Below are 17,866 nucleotides of genomic sequence, written 5' to 3'. Positions count from 1 at the left end.
GCGGAATCGAACCCATGGCCGACCTCCTCGCCCTCGGGGCGTCCGTGCTCGAACTCGCGCCGCCGAAACACGAACGTCTCGAAACCACCGAGCGGTTCGCGGTCGGCGTCACGGGTCCCGAGTCGAACGCGACCATCGCGGCGAGCCGGCTCGGTGCCGACGCCGCCTGGGTCTCGAAACTCCCCGAGAACCCGCTCGGCCGGCGCGTAACGGGCGACCTCCGCCGACACGGTGTCGAGACAGCAGTCCGGTGGACGGATTCGGGTCGGCAGGGACTCGCGTTCACGGAGCGGGCGGGCGAGCCGCGCGGTGGGATGACCTGCCACGACCGAGAAGCGGCGGTGGCCTCGATGACTCCCGAGGAGGTCCCGTCATCGACTACTGACGACGCCTCGACGGTCCTCACCAGTGGCGCGACCGCCACCCTCTCGGAGACGCTGACCAGGACCACCCGCACGGTCTTCGAGGAGTGCGGTGCGAGCGGGGTGACGACCGTCTGTTCGCTCTCGCGACCCCGGGTCGTCGAGTCGGCGTCGGCGCGCGAGGCGCTCTCCCCGTTGCTCGCGACGACCGACGTCCTCCTCACCACCGAGACGGGTGCGGCGGCGTTCGTCGACCGCGCGACGCCGACGGGGACCGCCCACGCGCTCGCCGCCGGCCACGGCTTCGAGACCGTGGTGCTCGTTCGGGCGGACCGCGGTGCCGTGGTCTGGCACGACAACCGGGTCGACGACCACGACGCGCCGGCGACCGACGCCACCGACGACCGCGGCGCGTTCGACGCGCTCTGTGGCGGCTTTCTGGCACGCCGGCTCGCGGGTGAGTCGCCGAACCGCGCGCTCGCGGCGGGCGTGGCCTGCGGAGCGATCGCTCGGACCATCGAGGGAGCCGTACCGGCCATCGACCCCGCGACCGTCGAGCGGTGCGTCGACTCGATGAGTGGCTCCACCGTGGAGTGAGCGCCCGAACTTCGGACATCGACAGGTGCTAAACGCCGGAGTTCGTAGTCGTGTCATGCACGTCGTTATCATCGGAGCCTACGGCAGCGCGGGCGTCGCGGTCGCGAACGCCCTCGCCGAGGAGGACGTCGACCTCACCCTCATCGACGACGGCGAGCCCGGCGGCGGGCTCTGCATTCTTCGCGGGTGTATGCCCTCGAAGGAGGTCCTCTCGGCGGCGGCCCACCGCTTCCAGGTCCGCCACGACCACCGCCTCTCGGGGGTGCCCGAGGTCGACCTCGAAGAGGTCGTGGAGACCAAGAACGAGCACACCTCGAACTTCGCGGGTCACCGCCGGGCGGCGGTCCACGACCTCGCCGAGCGCGAGAACGTCGAGTTCGTCCACGACACCGCGCGGCTCGTCGGCGACCACACTGTGGAGGTCGGCGACCGCGAGATCGAGGCCGACTATGTCGTGGTCGCCACGGGGTCGAGCGTCAACGTCCCCGACCTCCCCGGCATCGAGGACGTCGACTACGCCACAAGTTCCGACGTACTCGACAGGACCGAGTTTCCCGACTCGGGCGTCGTGATGGGCTTTGGCTACGTCGGCATCGAGATGGTCCCCTACCTCTCCGAAGCCTGCGGGATGGATTTGACTGTGATCGAACACGACGAACGCCCGCTCGACGAGGCCGACCCCGAGTTCGGCGACGAACTCCTCGACCTCTACCGCGAGGAGTTCGACATCGAGGTCCTCACCGAGGCCCACGAGCAGTCGATCGAGGCCACCGACGACGGGGTTCGCCTCCACGTCGACCACGACGGGGCGGAGAAAACTGTGGAGGCCGACGAACTCTACCTCTTCACCGGGCGGCGGCCCACCCTCGACCGGCTCGGGCTCGAAAACACGGCGCTCGGGATCGAACCCGACGAGGCGGGCCGCGTCGACCCCGACCCCGCCTGGGTCGCGGACACGATGCAGGCCACGGAGGATTCACGATTCTTCGCGGTCGGCGACGTCAACCGAAAGGAACCGATCCTCCACGTCGCGAAGGAACAGGGTGCGGTCGCCGCCGAGAACATCCTCGCCGACGCCGCGGGCGAGGCGCTCACCGAGTACGAGAACGTCCACCACCACGTGATGTTCTCCGGCGCGGGCGTCTACCCGTTCGTGCGGGTCGGTCACTCGCTCGAATCCGCCGAGGAAGCGGGGCTCGACGTCGTGACCGCGACCAGGGCGGCCTCCGACGACGGCGTGTTCAAGACCAAAGACGTGCCCGAAGGGTTGGCGCGACTCGTGGTCGACGCGAACGACGGAACAGTACTAGGCTATCAGGGCCTCCACTACCACGCCGACGTGATGGCGAAGACGATGCAGGTGATCATCGAGAACGGGATGGACGTCCGCGACGTTCCGGACCGGGCCTATCATCCCACGACGCCCGAGATCATCGACGGTGTCGTTCGCGAGACGGCCGCCCAGCTCGACTGAGTTTCGGGACCGTATTCGGTCGTCTCCGGAGCCCTCCGGAGGGGATCCGAACCCTCCCCGGGAATCGTTTTTGTGCCGAGCAGTCGAGTGCGGGACATGGCCAACGAACCCGCGGGCGTTCGGACGACCCTCCGCGAGTTCTTCGCGCTCGAACGCGACGTGCTCGTGCTCTCGGTCGCGATGTTCGCGTTCAGCCTCGGCTTCCAGATGACGAGCCGCTACCTCTCGGAGTACATGTTCGCGCTCGGCGCGAGCGCGGTCGTCGTGGGGCTCTACGGGAGTTTCGCGAACGTCATCAGCGCGGTCTATCCCTATCCCGGCGGCGCGATTTCGGACCGGATCGGCTCGCGCTCGGCGCTCACGCTCTTCGGACTCCTCTCGACGGTCGGGTTCGCGATCTGGCTCGTCGCGTCCGCCTTCGGGGGCCTCGCTGTTCCCCTGATATTCGTCGGCCTCGTCTTCGCGCAGGCGTGGAGTTCCTTCGGGCTCGGTGCGACCTTCGCCATCGTGAAACAGAGCGTCGAACCCGAACGGCTGGCCGAGGGCTTCGCGAGCACCGAGACCTTCCGCCGGAGCGCGTTTCTGGTGGGGCCGCTGCTCGCCGCCGGGGTGTTCGTCGCCGCCGGTGGGACGAGCACGGACTCGATGACGAACCCACAGGTGGTCTCGGCGTTCGTCGTCGTGCTCGCGGTCGCGGTCGCCTTCGCGCTCGCCGGGACCCTCGCTCAGCGCGTCCTCTACGACCCGGCGGGTGATAGCTTCGGCAAGGAATTCGGCGGGGTCGGCCAGCTCGTCGCCGACCTCAGGGACCTCCCCTCGGAGCTCCGGCCGCTCCTCGTGGCCGACACCCTCGTCCGGTTCGCCAACGGGATGGTCTACGTCTTCTTCGTCGTCGTCGTCACCCGGTTCCTCGAAGTCGGGCTCTCGCTTCGCCTTCCTGCTTTTGGACTTGTCTCGCTCTCCCCGCAGGCGTACTTCGGAATCCTCCTCGGGATCGAGATGACCGTGGCACTCCTCACGATGGTTCCCGTCGCCCGACTCGCCCGGCGGGTCGGTCTCAAGCCGGTGGTCGCCGTCGGGTTCGCGGTCTACGCGGTCTTCCCCGTGCTGCTCATCACCGCCCCCGCCGACCCGCTGGTGCTCGCGGGACTCTTCGCCTTCTCGGGGCTGCGCTTCGCGGGGTTGCCAGCCCACAAGGCGCTCATCGTGGGGCCCGCCGAGGCCGGAACTGGCGGCCGGGTCACGGGCGCGTACTACCTCGTGCGCAACCTCGTGGTGATCCCGAGCGCCGCGCTCGGCGGCGCGCTCTACGGCGGTCTCGCGGTTCCAGGCACTGCTATCACGGGCTCACCGACGCTCGCCTTCGGCGCGGCGACGGTCGTCGGTCTCCTGGGGACGGCCTACTTCGTCGTCTTCGGCGAGGAGTTTCGCCCTGCTCACCACGCCGAGTAGCCGCCGTCGACGACGAGCCCCTGACCGGTGACGTAGGAGGCGTCCTCGCTCGCGAGGAACGCGATGCAGCCCGCTATCTCCTCGGGTTCGCCGAGGCGTCGGAGCGGGTACTGGGCGGTCATCCGCTCGATCGCCTTCTCGGGGTCGCCCTGTGACTGGAAGTACTGCTGGCCGAGTTGGGTGTCAGTGAAGCCCGGACAGACCGCGTTCGCGCGCACGCCGTGCGGACCTGCCTCGGCCGCCACGGCCCGTGTGAAGTTCAGCACCGCCCCTTTTGTGAGCGAGTAGACCGACTGCTTCGGGAGGCCGAGCAGGCTCGCGAGCGAACCCACGTTGACGATCGCGCCCGAACCCTGGGCTTTTAGGACTGGTAGCGCGGCGTGACAGCCGTTCCACACCCCCCGGAGGTTGACGTCGAGGACGTGCTCGAAGACCGCTTCGTCGGTCTCCTCGACCACCGCCGGCGGGTGGCCGATGCCGGCGTTGTTGACCACGACGTCGAGGCCGTGCTCGTCGACGACGGTGTCGACACAGTCCTCGAACGCGTCGGCGTCGCTCACGTCGAGTTCGTGGAAGGTCGCCTCGCCGCCGGATTCGGCGATCCGCTCGACGGTTCCCTCACCGCCCTCCCGGTCGACGTCCGTTACGACGACCGTCGCGCCCTCCTCGGCACACCGCTCGGCGGTCGCCCGCCCGATCCCCGCGCCAGCACCCGTGACGAACACCGTCTTCTCATCGAATCGCATCCGGTTCGCTTCTCGCGCGTGCCGGATAAGGATCACTAACGACGACGACGTTTCGTGTACGCGGTGCCGAAAGAGCGAACCGCACCGGGGGTCATGTGGGGGTATGCCAGACGACCAGCGACTCGACGGGAAAGCGGCCGTGATAACCGGTGCGAGCTCCGGGATCGGGAACGAGACCGCCCACGCGCTCGCCCGCGAGGGTGCCAACGTCGTGCTCGCCGCCCGCCGGGAGGAGCGCCTCCAGGAGCTCGCCGGGAGCATCGAGGCGGAGTACGGCACCGAGGCGCTCGTGGCCCCGACCGACGTCACCGACGAGAGCGCGGTCGAAGCGCTCGTGGATGGAGCGGTCGAGGCGTTCGGCGGGCTCGACGTCGTGGTCAACAACGCGGGGCTCGGTCGTGGCTCCGGCGTCGAGGGGCTCTCGACCGAGGACTACCGGACGATGATGGACGTGAACGTCGACGGTTGTTTCTTCACGACGCGGGCCGCCCTGCCACACCTCAGGGAGACCGAGGGAAACCTGGTCTTCATCGGGAGCTTCGCGGGGCAGTACCCCCGCCCGTCGAACCCGGTCTACGCCGCGACGAAGTGGTGGCTCCGGGGGTTCGCGCTCAGCGTCTCGGCGGCGGTCGGCGATGATGGGATAGCGGTCTCCGTGGTCAACCCCTCCGAGGTTCGGACGGAGTTCGGCGGCGAGGAGAGCTTCGAGGAACGGTTCGAGGAGGGCGAGGTCACCGAGCCCGACGAGATCGCGGCGGCGGTGGCGTTCGCCGCCGGGCAGGACCGCTCGATGGTGAGCGAACTCGACCTCTACCGGCGCGACAAGCTCAGCGAGTTCTGAACTCGACCCCGAGCGCGTCCTCGACCGCCGCCGCGCCCCGGACGTACCGGGTGGGGTCGCGTTCGACGTCGAAGGCGCGGACGGTGAGCACGAGTCGTTCCGTTTCGAGGGTCGCGCGCAGGACGGGGCCGCGACTCGTCACGGTGACGTAGGGCGGGGCGGCGACCGGCTCCGCGGACAGGCTCCCGCCGGTGGCTTCGACCGCCGTGACGAGCACCGCCGGCAAGCGTCGGTGGACGGTGGCCTGTTCGAGCGCGCGCTCGAACGGCCCGACGAGGGCTGCCCGGTCGGTGGTCTCCCCGTCGTCCCACGTTTCGGTGACAGCGTCGGCACACGCGAGGACGGCTTCGAGGAGGTCGGTGTGTCGGTCGAGCACGGCCTCACGCACGGTGGCGGTTCGGGTCATGTCGGGTGACGGCCGGTCGACGAGGTGGTTGGCGGGGTTGTCGTGTGTGTCTCAGATCGAGAAGCCATAGAGGTCGTCGCCGACGTGGTGGAGCGAGTCGACGACCTTCCCCGAGTCGCCGACCATCTCGTCGCCCGCGGCGGTCGCGCGGCCGACCGCGAGGACCTTCCCGTGTGACTCCTCGGCGATCACGACGAGGTCACCGGCCGAGATATCGGGGTCGGCCTCGGTGATGCCGGGGCGCATCACGTCCGCACCGTTGGAGACGAACGAAATCGCCCCCGAATCGACGGTGACGACGTGTTTTTCGGGTGGATGGGCGTTCGCGCCGCGCACGGTCACGAAGGGGTCGTCGTCGAAGTAACAGACCAGCGGGTCGCCGTCGACCAGCACGAGGTCGCGGTCCGAGTCGGCGAACTCGACGCGTTCGTAGGTGTCGCCATCGAGGTCGACGCCCAAGCCCTCGGCGAGCGCGTCCTCGATCGTGGCCACGGCATCGCTCCGGAGGTGGTGGCGGGACCTGACTTCCATGCGTGGTGGTCTCGGCGGGCGGGCATAAATCGTGCGTTGGACCGACGCGAAGAGGTAAGTGCGATGGTGCGTAAGAGGTCTCTATGTGGGGTTCTCGGCGAGGACGGGGAGCGACCGTCACCTGCATCGCCTGTGGCGAGTCGGTCCAGCGATCGGCGGCGCGCGAGTACGACAAGCACGGCGATCGGTGGGACCGGGACGGCAAGGAGTTCGAACACCTCTGCAAGGCGTGCTATCGCGACCTCTGCCATCAGCCCCGCGACGAACTCGAAGCCCTCGTGACCGAACTCCACGAGACCGGCATCCCCTCCCAGGAGACGTTCGTCGACCGCTACGGGCGGCTCGTCGAGGAGCGTTACGGCACCCTCGAAGAGCGCGAACGCTGAACCTCGGCCCTCGATTCCCCCTCGTCGAACCGCTTCGCTTCTCTCGATTTTCCCCTCGGCGCGCGCTCGCGGTCGTAGGCGAACGAACGTGAGCCCGCGGCCGCGAACACTGTGCGAGGGATGAGCACCGCAGCGAACGAGCGGAGCGAGTGAGCGAGGAGCGCAGTCGGCTGGGGAGGCGTGTGGCAGGGGCGGGCGGCGTGGTGCTGTGCGGTCCCTCGTTTGCATCGGGACTCGGCATCGCTGTCTCTGCCGACGAAAATCGCCGATTTCACGACTCATCGCGGCAACAATTGCAAGAAACGTATCCCTGACGATCCGCGCACCACCACCCTCCAGAACGACTAATTGTGACCTCCACGTACCCGGGCTATGAGCGACAACGCCGCCGCCGGAACCATCGAGGCCCAAGGCCCGGTCGAGATCGACGAGGAACTCGCCCGACACATCGAGAACAAACGCGAGGAGCTCTGCGAGAAGTTCGGGATCAACGACGAGTTCCCGCAAACCGTGCTCGACGAGGCCGAGGAACGAACCGGGGACACCGAGGCCGACATCGCCGACGAACTCGACCACCGCGAGGACCTGCGGGATCTCACGACCTGGACCACCGACCCCGTCGATGCCCGGGACTTCGACGACGCGCTGAGCATCGAAAAGCGGGACGACGAGTACGTGCTCTGGGTCCACATCGCCGACGTCACTCATTACGTGGACCCCGAGAGCGAGATGTGGGCCGAGGCGGTCCGGCGGGCCAACACGGTGTACCTCCCCGACCACACCATCCACATGCTGCCGGCCGAACTCGCCGAAACCGTCTGTTCGCTGGTGCCCGACGAGGATCGGCTCGCCCATACCGTCGAGATGCACCTCGACCGCGAGACGCTCTCCTACGAAACCATCGACATCTACAAGTCAGTGATCCGGAGCGACGCGCGCCTGACCTACACCGAGGCCGAGGAGCGCCTCGACGACCCCGAGAGCGACCTCCACGAGGAGAGTACTCTGGTCTTCGAACTCGCCGACCAGCTCCACGAGCAGCGGAAGGCCGACGGTTCGCTGGTGCTCAATCCCCGACGCGACCGCGCGCACACCATCATCGAGGAGTGCATGCTGAAGGCCAACAAGGCCGTGACGCACGAGCTGATGTGGAATCGGGGTGTCGAGGCGATGTATCGCGTCCACCCCCAGCCCTCACCCGAGCAGTGGGACGAGGCCCTCCAAGAGATCCAGGACCTCGATGGGGTCTCGATCCCCGGCGACGCGTGGGGCGAGGACCCCCGGATCGCCGTCAACGCGACCCTCGAAGACGCCCCCGAGCGCCAACTAGGGAAGATCCAGTTCGCGGTGATGAAGGTCATGCCCCGCGCGCGCTACATGAACGACCCCTTCGGGGGCCACCACGCGCTCAACTTCGACATCTACGGCCACTTCACCAGCCCGATCCGTCGGCTCTCGGATCTGGTGAACCACTGGATCGTCCACGAGAACGACGTCCCCGAGGACCTGCTGGGGCTCTGTGACCACGCCTCCGACCAGCAGCAGGCCGCCGAGAAGTGCGAACGCGAGTATAAGCAGTTCCTCGAAGAGGTGGGCCTCGATGCGGATGCGGTGAACAACCGGGGGATCGAGGTCGTAGAGGAGTGATCAGAGCCAGTCGCCGGGGACGTACACCGTCTGACCCACGAGTTCGTCCGTGGATGTGAACTGGCTGATCCTGCGTAACGTCCGAACGACGTCGCCCGTTGGCATGATTTCGGTCAGATGGATCACGTCAGGATGAGCCGAACCGACCTCGGCTGCTCCCGTCACGAAGTCGTCGTCGTTCGTCAGTATCGTATAACCACGCTGTGCCGCGTAGGTCCACAGAACCGGGTCATCCGTTCCGCGTTCGAGATCATCTTTCGTGACGACCCAGATGGTCTCGAACTCCGGCGTGAGTGCATCGAACAGCTCTCGTTCGATGTTCTCATCACACAGCAACCGGAGCGTCATGGACGCTGGGACGGTTCACCGCCGGACTGCACCTCTTCAGACAAGTCCTCAGGTCCCGCAATTGCGTCTTCTCGGTGTTCTCGAATCTTCTCGGCGATCTCCTCTCGGAGTTCGCGCATCTCCTCCGGATGCTCGTGATAGTACGCGAGCGCGGTGTAGACCTCGCCGAGCGTGAGGTCGAACTGTGTGGTCATCTCCTCGGGCGTCCGACCGCCCTGGATCTGGTCGACGACGTGCAACACACCGATCCGTCGCCCCTCGATTCTGGGCTTCCCGCCGAGCACTCCCGGTGTCGAGACGATCTCGGCCATGGTGGTACTCTGGCTTTCTCGGATAAAAACTTCGTGTGGGTTGCACGGTCCCGCACGCGCGTTCGCCAGCGACCCCTCACATATCCCGCATCGAGGTCGGTAGCGTCGGGAAGAACGGCATGTGTGACGTGGTGAGATAAGTCGCCTTCCGCACTGCGCCCTTCGCGTACTGGCGCGCGCTCCGGTGGATGGGGGTTCGTTTGCCCCGGATCTCGGTGTGGCCCTCCCGGATGGCGTCGACGACGTCCCCGCCGTCGATGGAACCCGCATCCAGCGACGCCTCGTCCAGATCGATGCGGATGTCGGTGTGCGCCCGCCCGAGGTTCGGGAGGAAGTGGGCGTCGCTCCCGCCGACGACGGGGTAGCGCTCGACGTCGGCGAACGTCTTCGCCCGGCGATTTCGATAGCCGGTGAAGACCATCGAGTTGTAGGCCTCGATCGCGTCGCAGTCGGTGAGGTTTCGTCGCTTGACGCCGTGCCGGCTCCGCTGGAAGGGGTGGGGCACGATGGCCACCCCACCCAGGTCGCGGACCCGCTCGACGGTGGTTTCGAGCGGCTGCCCGCGCTGTGGGCGGGTCTCTATCCCGATGGCCAGCAGGTGGCCGTGGGCGGTCGAGACCTCGACGCCGGGGATCCCCAGAAGTCCGTACTCGGGTGCGAGCTCGGCCGCGCGACGGGATTCCTCGATCGCGTCGTGGTCGGTGACCACGACCCCGTCGAGCCCGATGTCGGCGGCGTGTTCGAGGAGCAGTTCGACCGGTTCGCGGCCGTCGTAGGACCCCTCGGAGTGGACGTGGGGGTCGATGGTGACCGTGGTCCCGTCCATTGCACCCCCTTCGACACCCCGCCAGTTAATCGTTGTTCTCTACCCGGTGCGTGCTCTACCCGGTGCGTGCAGGCGAAGCGCTCTTACGGTGTCCGCCGTTTCTCCCGACCATGCTTGGTAGCTCGGTCGTCATGAAAGCCGCGAAGAAGGGGTACAAACGCTACGGGATTCCGGGCGCGGTGGTCGCCGGTGCCGGAACCCTCCTCGGGCTTCGGTTCGTCAAGCGCCGGTTCCTCTCCGGGAACAAAGGCGACGGCGACGACGGCAGCGACACGGACCTCGGCGACGTCGCCGACTCGGTGACCGACTCCAGTTCGAGCAGCAACTGAGTTCTCCGCCGTTCCGTTTCAGCCCGCCTTGAACAGCCGCTCGTACTCGTCGGGGAGCCCTGAGCGGACCTCGTTCCAGGCCTCGCCGCCGACCGCCCGTTCGAGGCTCTCGAAAACCGCCTGCACGTGGAGGCGGGCGCTGGAGACGTCGAGGCTCGCCCCCTGTTCGCGTTCGGCCTCCCGCACCCAGTCGACGAACTCGTCGGGCGAGAACCCGGCGGCCTCGTCACCCTCGCTCTCCACCGCCGTCGCGAGGTTCGCGGGTAGTTCGTCGGCGAGCGCGTCCGTCCCGCTCCCGAGCCGTTCGCCGAGCACGCCGAGGGTCGCCTCGGCCGCCGCGACCGCCTCCTCGCGCGAATCGAGGTCGGCACGCGATTCGACATCGCTGAAGAACTGCTCGTCGTCCATGTCCCCATCTCCTCCCGCGTGCTCCTTCCGCATCGTGCCTGCACCCTCAGGGCGGCGAGCCGTTTCCAGGGCCGGTCTCCCCACGCCTCGACCGTCGATCGACGACCCACCCGACGTGGCCGACCGGAACGTTATTCGGCTCCGGGTGTTATCTCGCGTCGAACGGGCCGTCACGACGGCCGACCCCCACCATGACAGTCTACGAGCAGTTCGCACGGTTTCGCGAGGCGGCCACGGAGGTACTCCACGGTCTCTACCACGGGATGATCGAACACCCCGCGTTCGAACGGATCGAGAACGAGGCGATGGACAGCGAGGACGCCTTCTTCTTCGCGTGTTTCGCCGACGCCTTCGGCATCCCGAGCCCGGTGTCGTACTACACCGCCGAACTCCTGCCCTACCTCGCCGAGGACTTCGAGGCGTGGGAACGCCGGATGTGGGACCGCGAGAGCGTGCTCGACTGGAAGGGGGACTTCCACTTCTGAGATGGCGAGGTTCACCTTCTTCGGCGGCAAGGGCGGCGTCGGCAAGACCACCGTCTCGGCCGCCTTCGGGGTCCGGTCGGCGAACGCCGGCGACGAGACCCTCCTGGTCTCGACCGACCCCGCCCACAGCACGAGCGACGTCTTCGGTCAATCGTTCGAGGACACCCCGACCCAAGTCACGGGCTACGACGGCCTCTCGGCGATGGAGATCGACCCCGACACCGAGGTCGAGGCCCACCTCCAGGGGATCCGTGAGCAGATGGCCGAACAGGTCTCCCAGGTGGTCGTCAACGAGATCGACCGCCAGATCGAGATGGCCCACAACACGCCGGGGGCCTACGAGGCGGCGCTGTTCGACCGCCTGATCCACGTGATGCGCGCCGAGAGCGAGCCGTTCGACCGGGTGGTCTTCGACACCGCCCCCACCGGCGGCACGCTCCGCTTGCTCTCGCTTCCGGAGTTCCTCGGCGACTGGGTCGACCGGCTCGTCGAGAAGCGCCAGCAGAGCCTCGACCGGTACGAGATGGCCGCCATCGGCGACAACGAACCCCGCGTCGACGCGAAAACCGACCCGATCATCGCACGCCTCCGCGAGCGAAAGGAGCGGTTCGCGTTCGCGGGCCGTACACTCCGCGAGGACGCCGTCTTCTACCTCGTCTGCAACCCCGACGAGCTCTCAGTGGCCGAGACCCGGCGGGCCGTCGAGCACCTCCAGGACCACGACCTCGCGGTCGCGGGCCTCGTCGTGAACAAGCTCACCCCCGAACCGGACCCCGAGGAGGACGGCACCGGCGCGCGCTACCTCCGCGAGCGATGTGCGCGCGAGCGCGAGCGGGTCGAGGAGGTCGAGACCACGTTCTCGGTGCCCGTCGTCGCCCGGATCGCCGCCCGCAGCGGCGAGATAACCCCCGACGTGCTCGACGAGGTCGCGGCCGAACTCGCGGTTCGCCCCCCGTCGCCCTGAGACGGCTTCGAGCCCTCGATTTCCCGGCAGGAATGGCCGCCGTCCCGCGAAATCGGGGATCGAGGGAAACCGTTATGTTCCCACTTCGATAGTAGATCATGTCCTATGGTCGCACTCATCTGGCTGGTGGTCGGTATCCTCGTCCTGTTCAGTATCGGCTACCTCGGCTACTCGCGCTACCTCGCGTCGTTCGTCGGGCTCGATGCGGACGCCGAGACGCCGGCCCACAAGTACGAGGACGGACAGGAGTACGTCCCGGCGAAGAAGCCGGTGCTCCTCGGCCACCACTACTCGAGCATCGCGGGCGGCGCGCCGATCGTGGGCCCGATCACGGCGGGGCTGCTGTGGGGGTGGCTTCCAGCCGTGCTCTGGATCGCGATCGGCAACCCGCTGATGGGGGCGGTCCACGACTTCGTCTCCCTCAGCGGCAGTCTCCGGCACGAGGGCCGCTCGATCGGCTCGATCATCGGCGAGTACATCGGTGACGAGGGCAAGAACCTCCTGCTCTGGTTCGCCTTCCTCACCATCATCCTCGTGGTCGCGGTGTTCGCGTTCGTCGTGGCGTTGGTCTTCCAGGAGTACCCGAGCGCGGCGACCGCGAGCCTGCTCTACATCACGCTCGCGCTGGTCTTCGGGGTCTACCTCTACCAGCTCGACCTCCCCTTCATCCCCGGTACCGTCGTCTTCGTGATCCTCGTCTTCGCAAGCGTCTTCGTCGGGATCGAGTACCCGATCCAGCTCTCACAGGGCCAGTGGGTTCCGATCGTGCTGGTCTACGCCTTCATCGCGAGCGTCCTCCCGGTCTGGACGCTGCTCCAGCCCCGTGACTACCTCTCGTCGTTCCTGCTGTACGCGGGGGTCGGCGGCGCGCTGATCGCCATCATCGTCGGCACGGTGTTCGGCACCGCGGACCAGGCGCTCGTGACCAACATCCCGGCCTTCACGAGCTTCGGCGGCAACAGCGCTCTCGGCGCGGCCAGCCCGCTGTTCCCGATGCTGTTCGTCACCATCGCGTGCGGGACGATCAGCGGCTTCCACTCGCTGGTCTCCTCGGGCACCACGTCGAAACAGCTCAACAAGGAGACCGACGCCCGGCTGATCGGCTACGGGGGCATGCTCGGCGAGGGTCTGCTCGCCATCGTCGCGCTCTCGGCGGTCGCCGTCGTGGGCGTCACCGCGGGCGACGCCACCGGCGGGGTCGGCCTCGCGCTCCCGAAGTTCGCCACCGGCGGCGGGATCTTCCTCTCCAGCCTCGGCATCCCGACCTCCTTCGGCGCGCCGTTCATGGCGCTCGTGATGGTGAGTTTCCTGCTCACCTCGACCGACACCGCGCTCCGCTTGGGCCGGTACATGTTCGAGGAGATCGTCGGGACACCCGACAACACCGCCGAGGAGGTCGCCTCGAACCGCTACGCCAACAGCCTCTTCCAGTGCGTCGTCGCCTACGTCCTGATCGCCTCGGGCACCTGGACGCCGCTCTGGCAGCTCTTCGGCAGCGCGAACCAGCTCCTCGCCGCGCTCGCGCTCCTGACCGCGACGGTCTGGCTCGCGAACTGGGACGAGAGCAAACAGCTCATCAGTACCGGCGTCCCGATGGCGGTGATGTCGGTCATCACCGTCTGCGCGCTGGTCTACCTCGAATACTACCAGAACCTCTATCAGGGATTGATCCTCGGCAACGCCGAGACCGCGGCGTGGTCGTTGGTCCTCCAGATCGTGATCGGGACGGCCCTCATGTTCCTGGCGCTCGCGCTCCTCAGACTCGGCATCGGCAACATCCGGAGTACGCGCGGGGGAACGGCGACCGCCACCGACGGCGGCACGGACGAGTAGCCGACGGTCGAAATCGGCTTTTCGCGGCCCGATTCACCCGAAGATCGCGTCGGCGAGCCGACCGAACGGCCCCCGCTCCCTCGCCGGGGGGTCGCCCCACGTCCGGAACGCCGCGGCGACGTCGGCCTGCTCGCTCGCGACGAGGGTCTCCGTTTCGGGCGCGACCACCACGAGGTTCACCTCGTAGTGGCCGAAGTAGCCGTACTTGAGCAGGGTCCGGTCCCGGAACCCGTCGACGAACTCGGCGACCGCGTCGGGGATATCGGGGGCGACGAGCACGAAGGTGAACTCGGTGCTGTAGTGGCGCTCGTCGGGCACGACCCACTCGTCGGCGAGCCGGTGACCGAGTTCGACAAGCGAACCGAGGGTTTCCGGCTCGACCGTCCCCGCCCGCCGAACGAGGAGGTGTTCGTCGGAGTCGTGCTGACCGTACGAGAGCGTCGGGTGGAGGAAGTACTTCTCGCGTTTGAGAACGAGCTCGCCGTAGAGCGCCCACCTCGTCCCCTCGACGGGGTAGTCGGCTTCGAGGTCGTAGGAGGTTTCGAGACGGCTCGCCACTTCGTCGAGATACGCGTCGTCCCACGTCGGCCGCGTCTCGTCGGGTTCGGTTGCCGACCGGGCCTCGTCGGCGGTCGCTTCGGAACGACCCTCAGCCATCGGCCTCGTAGGCGTGGGCGTCGTCGACCGCGGGCGCGCCGACCGCGACTACCCGAACGCTCGCGTCGGCGTCCGCGGGCACGAACGCCCGGTGGGGGCTCTCGGGTTCGGCGACGAACACCTCGCCCGTCGTGGCGGTGTACTCGCGCTCGGGCGTCTCGACGTGGAGGGTCCCGTCGAGCACCACGAACGCCTCCTCCTGCTCGTCGTGGTAGTGGTACTTCAGGGGCACCGTCTCGCCCGGTTCGGCCGTGTAGACGTTCAGCGCGACGTTCTCGAGGCCAGCCGCTTCCCCTACCGCTCGGCGGTCGGCGTCGCGGTCCGGGGTGGGGTCCAGATCCGCTGGATCGATGACGTGGTAGCTCACATCACCCGGAAGACGGCCACGAGTAAAGCCGTTGTCGCGCCGCGGGCAAAGCTATAGGTGAATCGAACACCATCGATCGGGCATGGGTAGTTCCGACGACGTCGAGTCCTGCGGCCGGTGTGCGACGAGCACCGTCGTCGACGCGACGGGTGTGAGCGCCGACCCGTACGAGGGCGGCCACATCGAGGTCGACGACCGCGAGGCGCGGGCGGTGTCGAGCCACGTCATCGCGCTCGGGCGGCTCTCGGAGTGGCTGACCGACTTCGGCCGCCGACTCACCTACGGTCGGTAGACCGCTCCCCGCACCGGGGTCGGCTCTCGACTCCCCGCTGCCCTCATCTCGGCACGAACTTCGCCCCGTAGCGGACGACCCCTTCCTGAACGTAGATCCGTCGGATCACCGCTCGAACCTCGTCACCGACCGCCACCGACTCCGGGTCGCAGTCGGTGAGCTGGGCGGGGAGCGTGGCGTGGCCGTCGGCCTCGAACCCGACGATGGCGACCCCGTAGGGGCCGCCACGGCGCTGGAGCGGGGCGAACTCCGGCGGTGCGCCGCCCTGTCCGACCACCGTCTTCGCCTCCACAGTACCCGTCCGCGGGAGGTCGACCGGCTCGAACGCCTCCCTCGATCCGCAGTCGGGACACGCTCCTTCGGGCGGGAAGACGAGGGTCGAACAGTCGGGACAGCGACCGGCGCGGAGCCGGTAGCGCTGGTCGAGGCTCCGCCGCCATGACGGTAGGCTGACCTGCGCCCCGCCGCCCGCGACCGCCTCGTCCGTGACGACGCCGCGTCTCCTGAGCGCGCTCGCGTACGATATCGACTCCCCCACCGGGAGGTCGCCGTCGTCGAGCCCCGAGACAGGTACCGATCCCTCGAAGGCGAACGCGGCTCCCGCACCGCCGCTTCCGAAGAAGCCCGCGAGGGTGTTGTCATCCGACTCGGCGTGTGCGAGCGCGCGGGCCAGCCCGATGGGGAGGGTGGCCGCACCGGCGTCCCCGACGCCGTTCACGACGGTCCCGACCTCGGTTTCGGGTGTGCCGGGGAGGCCACGGACGACCCGCCCCGGCATCCGTCCGTCTGGCTGGTGGAGCGCGGCGGCGTCGAACCCGTCCGCGTCGAGTCTCGCCACCGCGTTCGCGATGCTCTCCCTGACGACGGCCCGCTCGTCGGTCGTGATGTCGAGCGAGTCGACCGCGGTGGTTCCGCGTTCGCGAAAGCGAACGCCGGGATACTCGTCGGCGTGCCACGCCCGATCCAACACGCCGACGGCGGCGTCGTCGGCCACCAGAAAGGCCGCCGCACCCGCGCCCCAGCCCTCCGACGGGTCGCCCGCCGGGCAGTCGGCGACCACGACCAGCGCCGATCCGTCCGCGTCCAGCGCGCGGGCGAGCGCCTCCGCCCCCGCGAGGGTCGACTGAGTGTGTTCGGCGGTCTCGACCCCTCGCTTCAGGTCCAGCGCGCGCCCGAGCCGCGGGGCGCACATCCCCTCCTCGACCGGCGGCGTGGTGCTCGCGAAACAGACGAGGTCGACCGAATCACGTTCGATATCCTGACCTTCGAACAGCGCTTCGGCCGCCGCGACCCCCATCGTCAGCGCGTCCTCGTCGGCCGCCGGGACGGCGAGGCTCGCGTGCGGACTCCGACCCCACGCCCCCTCGATCTCGTCGCGTTCGAGCCGGTAGTGCGGCAGATACACCCCTGCCGCGTCGATACCGCGCATTAGGCCTCACCCCCGGTCTCGTCGACCCGTTCGAGGATCGTGACCGTCGCGCCGCCGCCGCTGCCGCCGACGTTGTGCGCGAGCCCCACTTCCGGCTCCTCGACTTGCACGTGCGCGGTCCCTCGGAGCTGCTCGAACAGTTCGACGACCTGGCCGCCGCCGGTCGCACCGATCGGGTGGCCCTTGGATTTCAGGCCACCCGAGGTGTTGACCGGCAGTCGGCCGTCGGGGTCGGTCTCGCCCGCTCGAAGCAGTCGCGGTGCGTCGCCGCGTTCGCAGAAACCGAGGTCCTCGTAGGCGAGGAGTTCGGCGATCGCGAAACAGTCGTGGACCTCGGCGACGTCTAGGTCCGCGGGCTCCACGCCGGCCTCGTCGTAGGCGCGCTCGCCGGCGGCGACGCTCGCGGGGATCGAGGTGAGGGTGTCGCGCTCGAACAGCCCGACCCGACCGCTCGCCGCGCCGAGACCCGCGACCCGCACCGACTCGAACTCCGCCGCGACCTCGGGGGCGACGACCAGCACGACGCTCGCGCCGTCGGAGATCGGACAGCAGTGGTACCGATTCAACGGCTCGGCCACCGTCGGCGCGGTCGTCGCGTCGTCCATCGAACAGGCGAAGCCGAGGTGGGCGTCGGGGTTCTCCGCGCCATTGGCGTGGTTCTTCACGGCCACCCGTGAGAGGTCCTCGCCGGTCGCGTCGTAGCTATCGAGATACGCGCTCGCCATCTGGGCGTAGACGCCCGCGAAGGTCGTGCCCGAGAGCCGCTCGTATTCGGTGTCCCCGGAGACCCCGAGCCACCACCGCGTGCCGTCGGCGCTGGTGTCGGTCATCACCTCGTAGCCGCCCGCGAGCGCGACGTCGACCCGACCGGACTCGACCGCCGTGACCGCCGACCGGAACGCGTAGCCGCCCGCGGCGCAGGCGTTCTCGACCCGGGTCGTGGGGACCGAGTGCAGTCCGACGTGCTCGGTGACGGCGGGGCCGCTGAGCCCGATCTGCCGACCGCCGACGCCGAGGGTGCCCAGGAACGCTTCGTCGATGCGCTCCGGGTCGAACGAACCCGAAACGCTGTCGAGCGCGCGGTCGAAGGCGGTCGCGAACAGCGAGCGATAGGTCTCGGTCGGAAACGACCCGTAGGGGGACTGGCCCGCACCGATGACGTAGGCGTCGCGCAT

General features: G+C 68.4%; 22 protein-coding genes. 11 read left to right on the top strand and 11 right to left on the bottom strand.

Annotated elements, in window-relative coordinates; genetic code table 11:
• Positions 1-14 precede the first annotated feature (14 nt).
• The 3 genes from GT355_RS08500 to GT355_RS08490 all read left to right on the top strand — a co-directional run bounded on the left by GT355_RS08500 (position 15) and on the right by GT355_RS08490 (position 3,885).
• The gene (locus tag GT355_RS08500; RefSeq protein ID WP_160134252.1) at positions 15-959 is read left to right on the top strand and encodes a sugar kinase; all 945 of its coding nucleotides are present in this window, start codon (positions 15-17) and stop codon (positions 957-959) included.
• A 55-nt stretch (positions 960-1,014) separates the two neighbouring features.
• Positions 1,015-2,433 (top strand): dihydrolipoyl dehydrogenase family protein, encoded by a 1,419-nt coding sequence (locus GT355_RS08495; RefSeq protein ID WP_160134251.1) that lies wholly within the window; start codon positions 1,015-1,017, stop codon positions 2,431-2,433.
• Positions 2,434-2,529: 96 nt separating this feature from the next.
• Positions 2,530-3,885 carry an MFS transporter gene (locus GT355_RS08490; RefSeq protein ID WP_160134250.1) on the top strand — a complete coding sequence of 452 codons (1,356 nt, stop codon included), beginning with the start codon at positions 2,530-2,532 and terminating at the stop codon, positions 3,883-3,885.
• Here the strand turns inward: GT355_RS08490 and GT355_RS08485 are convergent.
• Positions 3,870-4,631 carry an SDR family NAD(P)-dependent oxidoreductase gene (locus tag GT355_RS08485; protein WP_160134249.1) on the bottom strand — a complete coding sequence of 254 codons (762 nt, stop codon included), beginning with the start codon at positions 4,629-4,631 and terminating at the stop codon, positions 3,870-3,872. The two genes, GT355_RS08490 and GT355_RS08485, sit on opposite strands and share 16 nt — an antisense overlap.
• Positions 4,632-4,734: 103 nt before the next feature.
• On the opposite strand from GT355_RS08485, the gene GT355_RS08480 reads away from it, so the two are divergent.
• Positions 4,735-5,472, top strand: a complete 738-nt coding sequence (locus tag GT355_RS08480) for an SDR family oxidoreductase (protein WP_160134248.1) — start codon at positions 4,735-4,737, stop codon at positions 5,470-5,472.
• On the opposite strand, the gene GT355_RS08475 is transcribed toward GT355_RS08480, so the two are convergent.
• A complete protein-coding gene (locus GT355_RS08475; protein ID WP_160134247.1) occupies positions 5,459-5,878 on the bottom strand; it encodes a DUF7988 family protein in 420 nt (139 codons plus the stop codon). The two genes, GT355_RS08480 and GT355_RS08475, sit on opposite strands and share 14 nt — an antisense overlap.
• Positions 5,879-5,929: 51 nt before the next feature.
• Complete coding sequence (locus tag GT355_RS08470; protein ID WP_160134246.1) at positions 5,930-6,409, bottom strand: RNA-binding protein; 480 nt, start codon at positions 6,407-6,409, stop codon at positions 5,930-5,932.
• 83 nt (positions 6,410-6,492) lie between these two features.
• On the opposite strand from GT355_RS08470, the gene GT355_RS08465 reads away from it, so the two are divergent.
• On the top strand, positions 6,493-6,795 hold the full coding sequence (locus GT355_RS08465; RefSeq protein WP_120073124.1) for a DUF7562 family protein: 303 nt from the start codon (positions 6,493-6,495) through the stop codon (positions 6,793-6,795).
• A gap of 372 nt (positions 6,796-7,167) precedes the next feature.
• Complete coding sequence (locus GT355_RS08460; RefSeq protein WP_160134245.1) at positions 7,168-8,442, top strand: RNB domain-containing ribonuclease; 1,275 nt, start codon at positions 7,168-7,170, stop codon at positions 8,440-8,442.
• On the opposite strand, the gene GT355_RS08455 is transcribed toward GT355_RS08460, so the two are convergent.
• The 3 genes from GT355_RS08455 to GT355_RS08445 form a co-directional block, all read right to left on the bottom strand.
• Positions 8,443-8,790: a DUF5615 family PIN-like protein gene (locus GT355_RS08455; protein ID WP_160134244.1), complete on the bottom strand. Its 348-nt coding sequence runs from the start codon at positions 8,788-8,790 to the stop codon at positions 8,443-8,445.
• A complete protein-coding gene (locus tag GT355_RS08450; protein WP_160134243.1) occupies positions 8,787-9,101 on the bottom strand; it encodes a DUF433 domain-containing protein in 315 nt (104 codons plus the stop codon). The genes GT355_RS08455 and GT355_RS08450 overlap by 4 nt, the downstream gene beginning before the upstream one ends.
• Positions 9,102-9,177: 76 nt before the next feature.
• Positions 9,178-9,927 (bottom strand): CehA/McbA family metallohydrolase, encoded by a 750-nt coding sequence (locus GT355_RS08445; RefSeq protein WP_160134242.1) that lies wholly within the window; start codon positions 9,925-9,927, stop codon positions 9,178-9,180.
• 110 nt (positions 9,928-10,037) lie between these two features.
• Between GT355_RS08445 and GT355_RS08440 the strand changes: the two genes are divergently transcribed.
• Positions 10,038-10,256: a hypothetical protein gene (locus tag GT355_RS08440; protein ID WP_120073115.1), complete on the top strand. Its 219-nt coding sequence runs from the start codon at positions 10,038-10,040 to the stop codon at positions 10,254-10,256.
• Positions 10,257-10,274: 18 nt separating this feature from the next.
• Here the strand turns inward: GT355_RS08440 and GT355_RS08435 are convergent, their stop codons facing one another.
• The gene (locus tag GT355_RS08435; RefSeq protein ID WP_160134241.1) at positions 10,275-10,664 is read right to left on the bottom strand and encodes a DUF2267 domain-containing protein; all 390 of its coding nucleotides are present in this window, start codon (positions 10,662-10,664) and stop codon (positions 10,275-10,277) included.
• Positions 10,665-10,855: 191 nt separating this feature from the next.
• Between GT355_RS08435 and GT355_RS08430 the strand changes: the two genes are divergently transcribed.
• The 3 genes from GT355_RS08430 to GT355_RS08420 all read left to right on the top strand — a co-directional run bounded on the left by GT355_RS08430 (position 10,856) and on the right by GT355_RS08420 (position 13,946).
• The gene (locus GT355_RS08430; RefSeq protein WP_120073113.1) at positions 10,856-11,149 is read left to right on the top strand and encodes a DUF7990 family protein; all 294 of its coding nucleotides are present in this window, start codon (positions 10,856-10,858) and stop codon (positions 11,147-11,149) included.
• A gap of 1 nt (position 11,150) precedes the next feature.
• Positions 11,151-12,113, top strand: a complete 963-nt coding sequence (locus tag GT355_RS08425) for an ArsA family ATPase (protein ID WP_160134240.1) — start codon at positions 11,151-11,153, stop codon at positions 12,111-12,113.
• 105 nt (positions 12,114-12,218) lie between these two features.
• Positions 12,219-13,946, top strand: coding sequence for a carbon starvation CstA family protein (locus GT355_RS08420; RefSeq protein WP_160134239.1), 1,728 nt, complete (start codon positions 12,219-12,221; stop codon positions 13,944-13,946).
• Positions 13,947-13,979: 33 nt separating this feature from the next.
• On the opposite strand, the gene GT355_RS08415 is transcribed toward GT355_RS08420, so the two are convergent.
• Together GT355_RS08415 and GT355_RS08410 are read right to left on the bottom strand one after the other, a co-directional pair.
• Positions 13,980-14,603 carry a DUF8052 family protein gene (locus tag GT355_RS08415; protein ID WP_160134238.1) on the bottom strand — a complete coding sequence of 208 codons (624 nt, stop codon included), beginning with the start codon at positions 14,601-14,603 and terminating at the stop codon, positions 13,980-13,982.
• The gene (locus tag GT355_RS08410) at positions 14,596-14,970 is read right to left on the bottom strand and encodes a cupin domain-containing protein (protein WP_160134237.1); all 375 of its coding nucleotides are present in this window, start codon (positions 14,968-14,970) and stop codon (positions 14,596-14,598) included. Before GT355_RS08410 ends, GT355_RS08415 begins: the two co-directional genes overlap by 8 nt.
• 82 nt (positions 14,971-15,052) lie before the next feature.
• On the opposite strand from GT355_RS08410, the gene GT355_RS08405 reads away from it, so the two are divergent.
• Positions 15,053-15,262 carry a DUF8007 family protein gene (locus GT355_RS08405; RefSeq protein WP_120073103.1) on the top strand — a complete coding sequence of 70 codons (210 nt, stop codon included), beginning with the start codon at positions 15,053-15,055 and terminating at the stop codon, positions 15,260-15,262.
• 43 nt (positions 15,263-15,305) lie between these two features.
• On the opposite strand, the gene GT355_RS08400 is transcribed toward GT355_RS08405, so the two are convergent.
• Entirely contained in the window at positions 15,306-16,691 is a 1,386-nt protein-coding gene (locus GT355_RS08400) for a zinc ribbon domain-containing protein (RefSeq protein ID WP_160134236.1), read from the bottom strand.
• Positions 16,691-17,866 (bottom strand): thiolase C-terminal domain-containing protein, encoded by a 1,176-nt coding sequence (locus GT355_RS08395; RefSeq protein ID WP_160134235.1) that lies wholly within the window; start codon positions 17,864-17,866, stop codon positions 16,691-16,693. The genes GT355_RS08400 and GT355_RS08395 overlap by 1 nt, the downstream gene beginning before the upstream one ends.

Source organism: Halococcus salsus, assembly GCF_009900715.1.
In the GTDB taxonomy this organism is placed as follows: domain Archaea; phylum Halobacteriota; class Halobacteria; order Halobacteriales; family Halococcaceae; genus Halococcus; species Halococcus salsus.
Note: the sequence above shows the minus strand (reverse complement) of the source record. Positions and strands in the feature narration are given on the sequence as shown.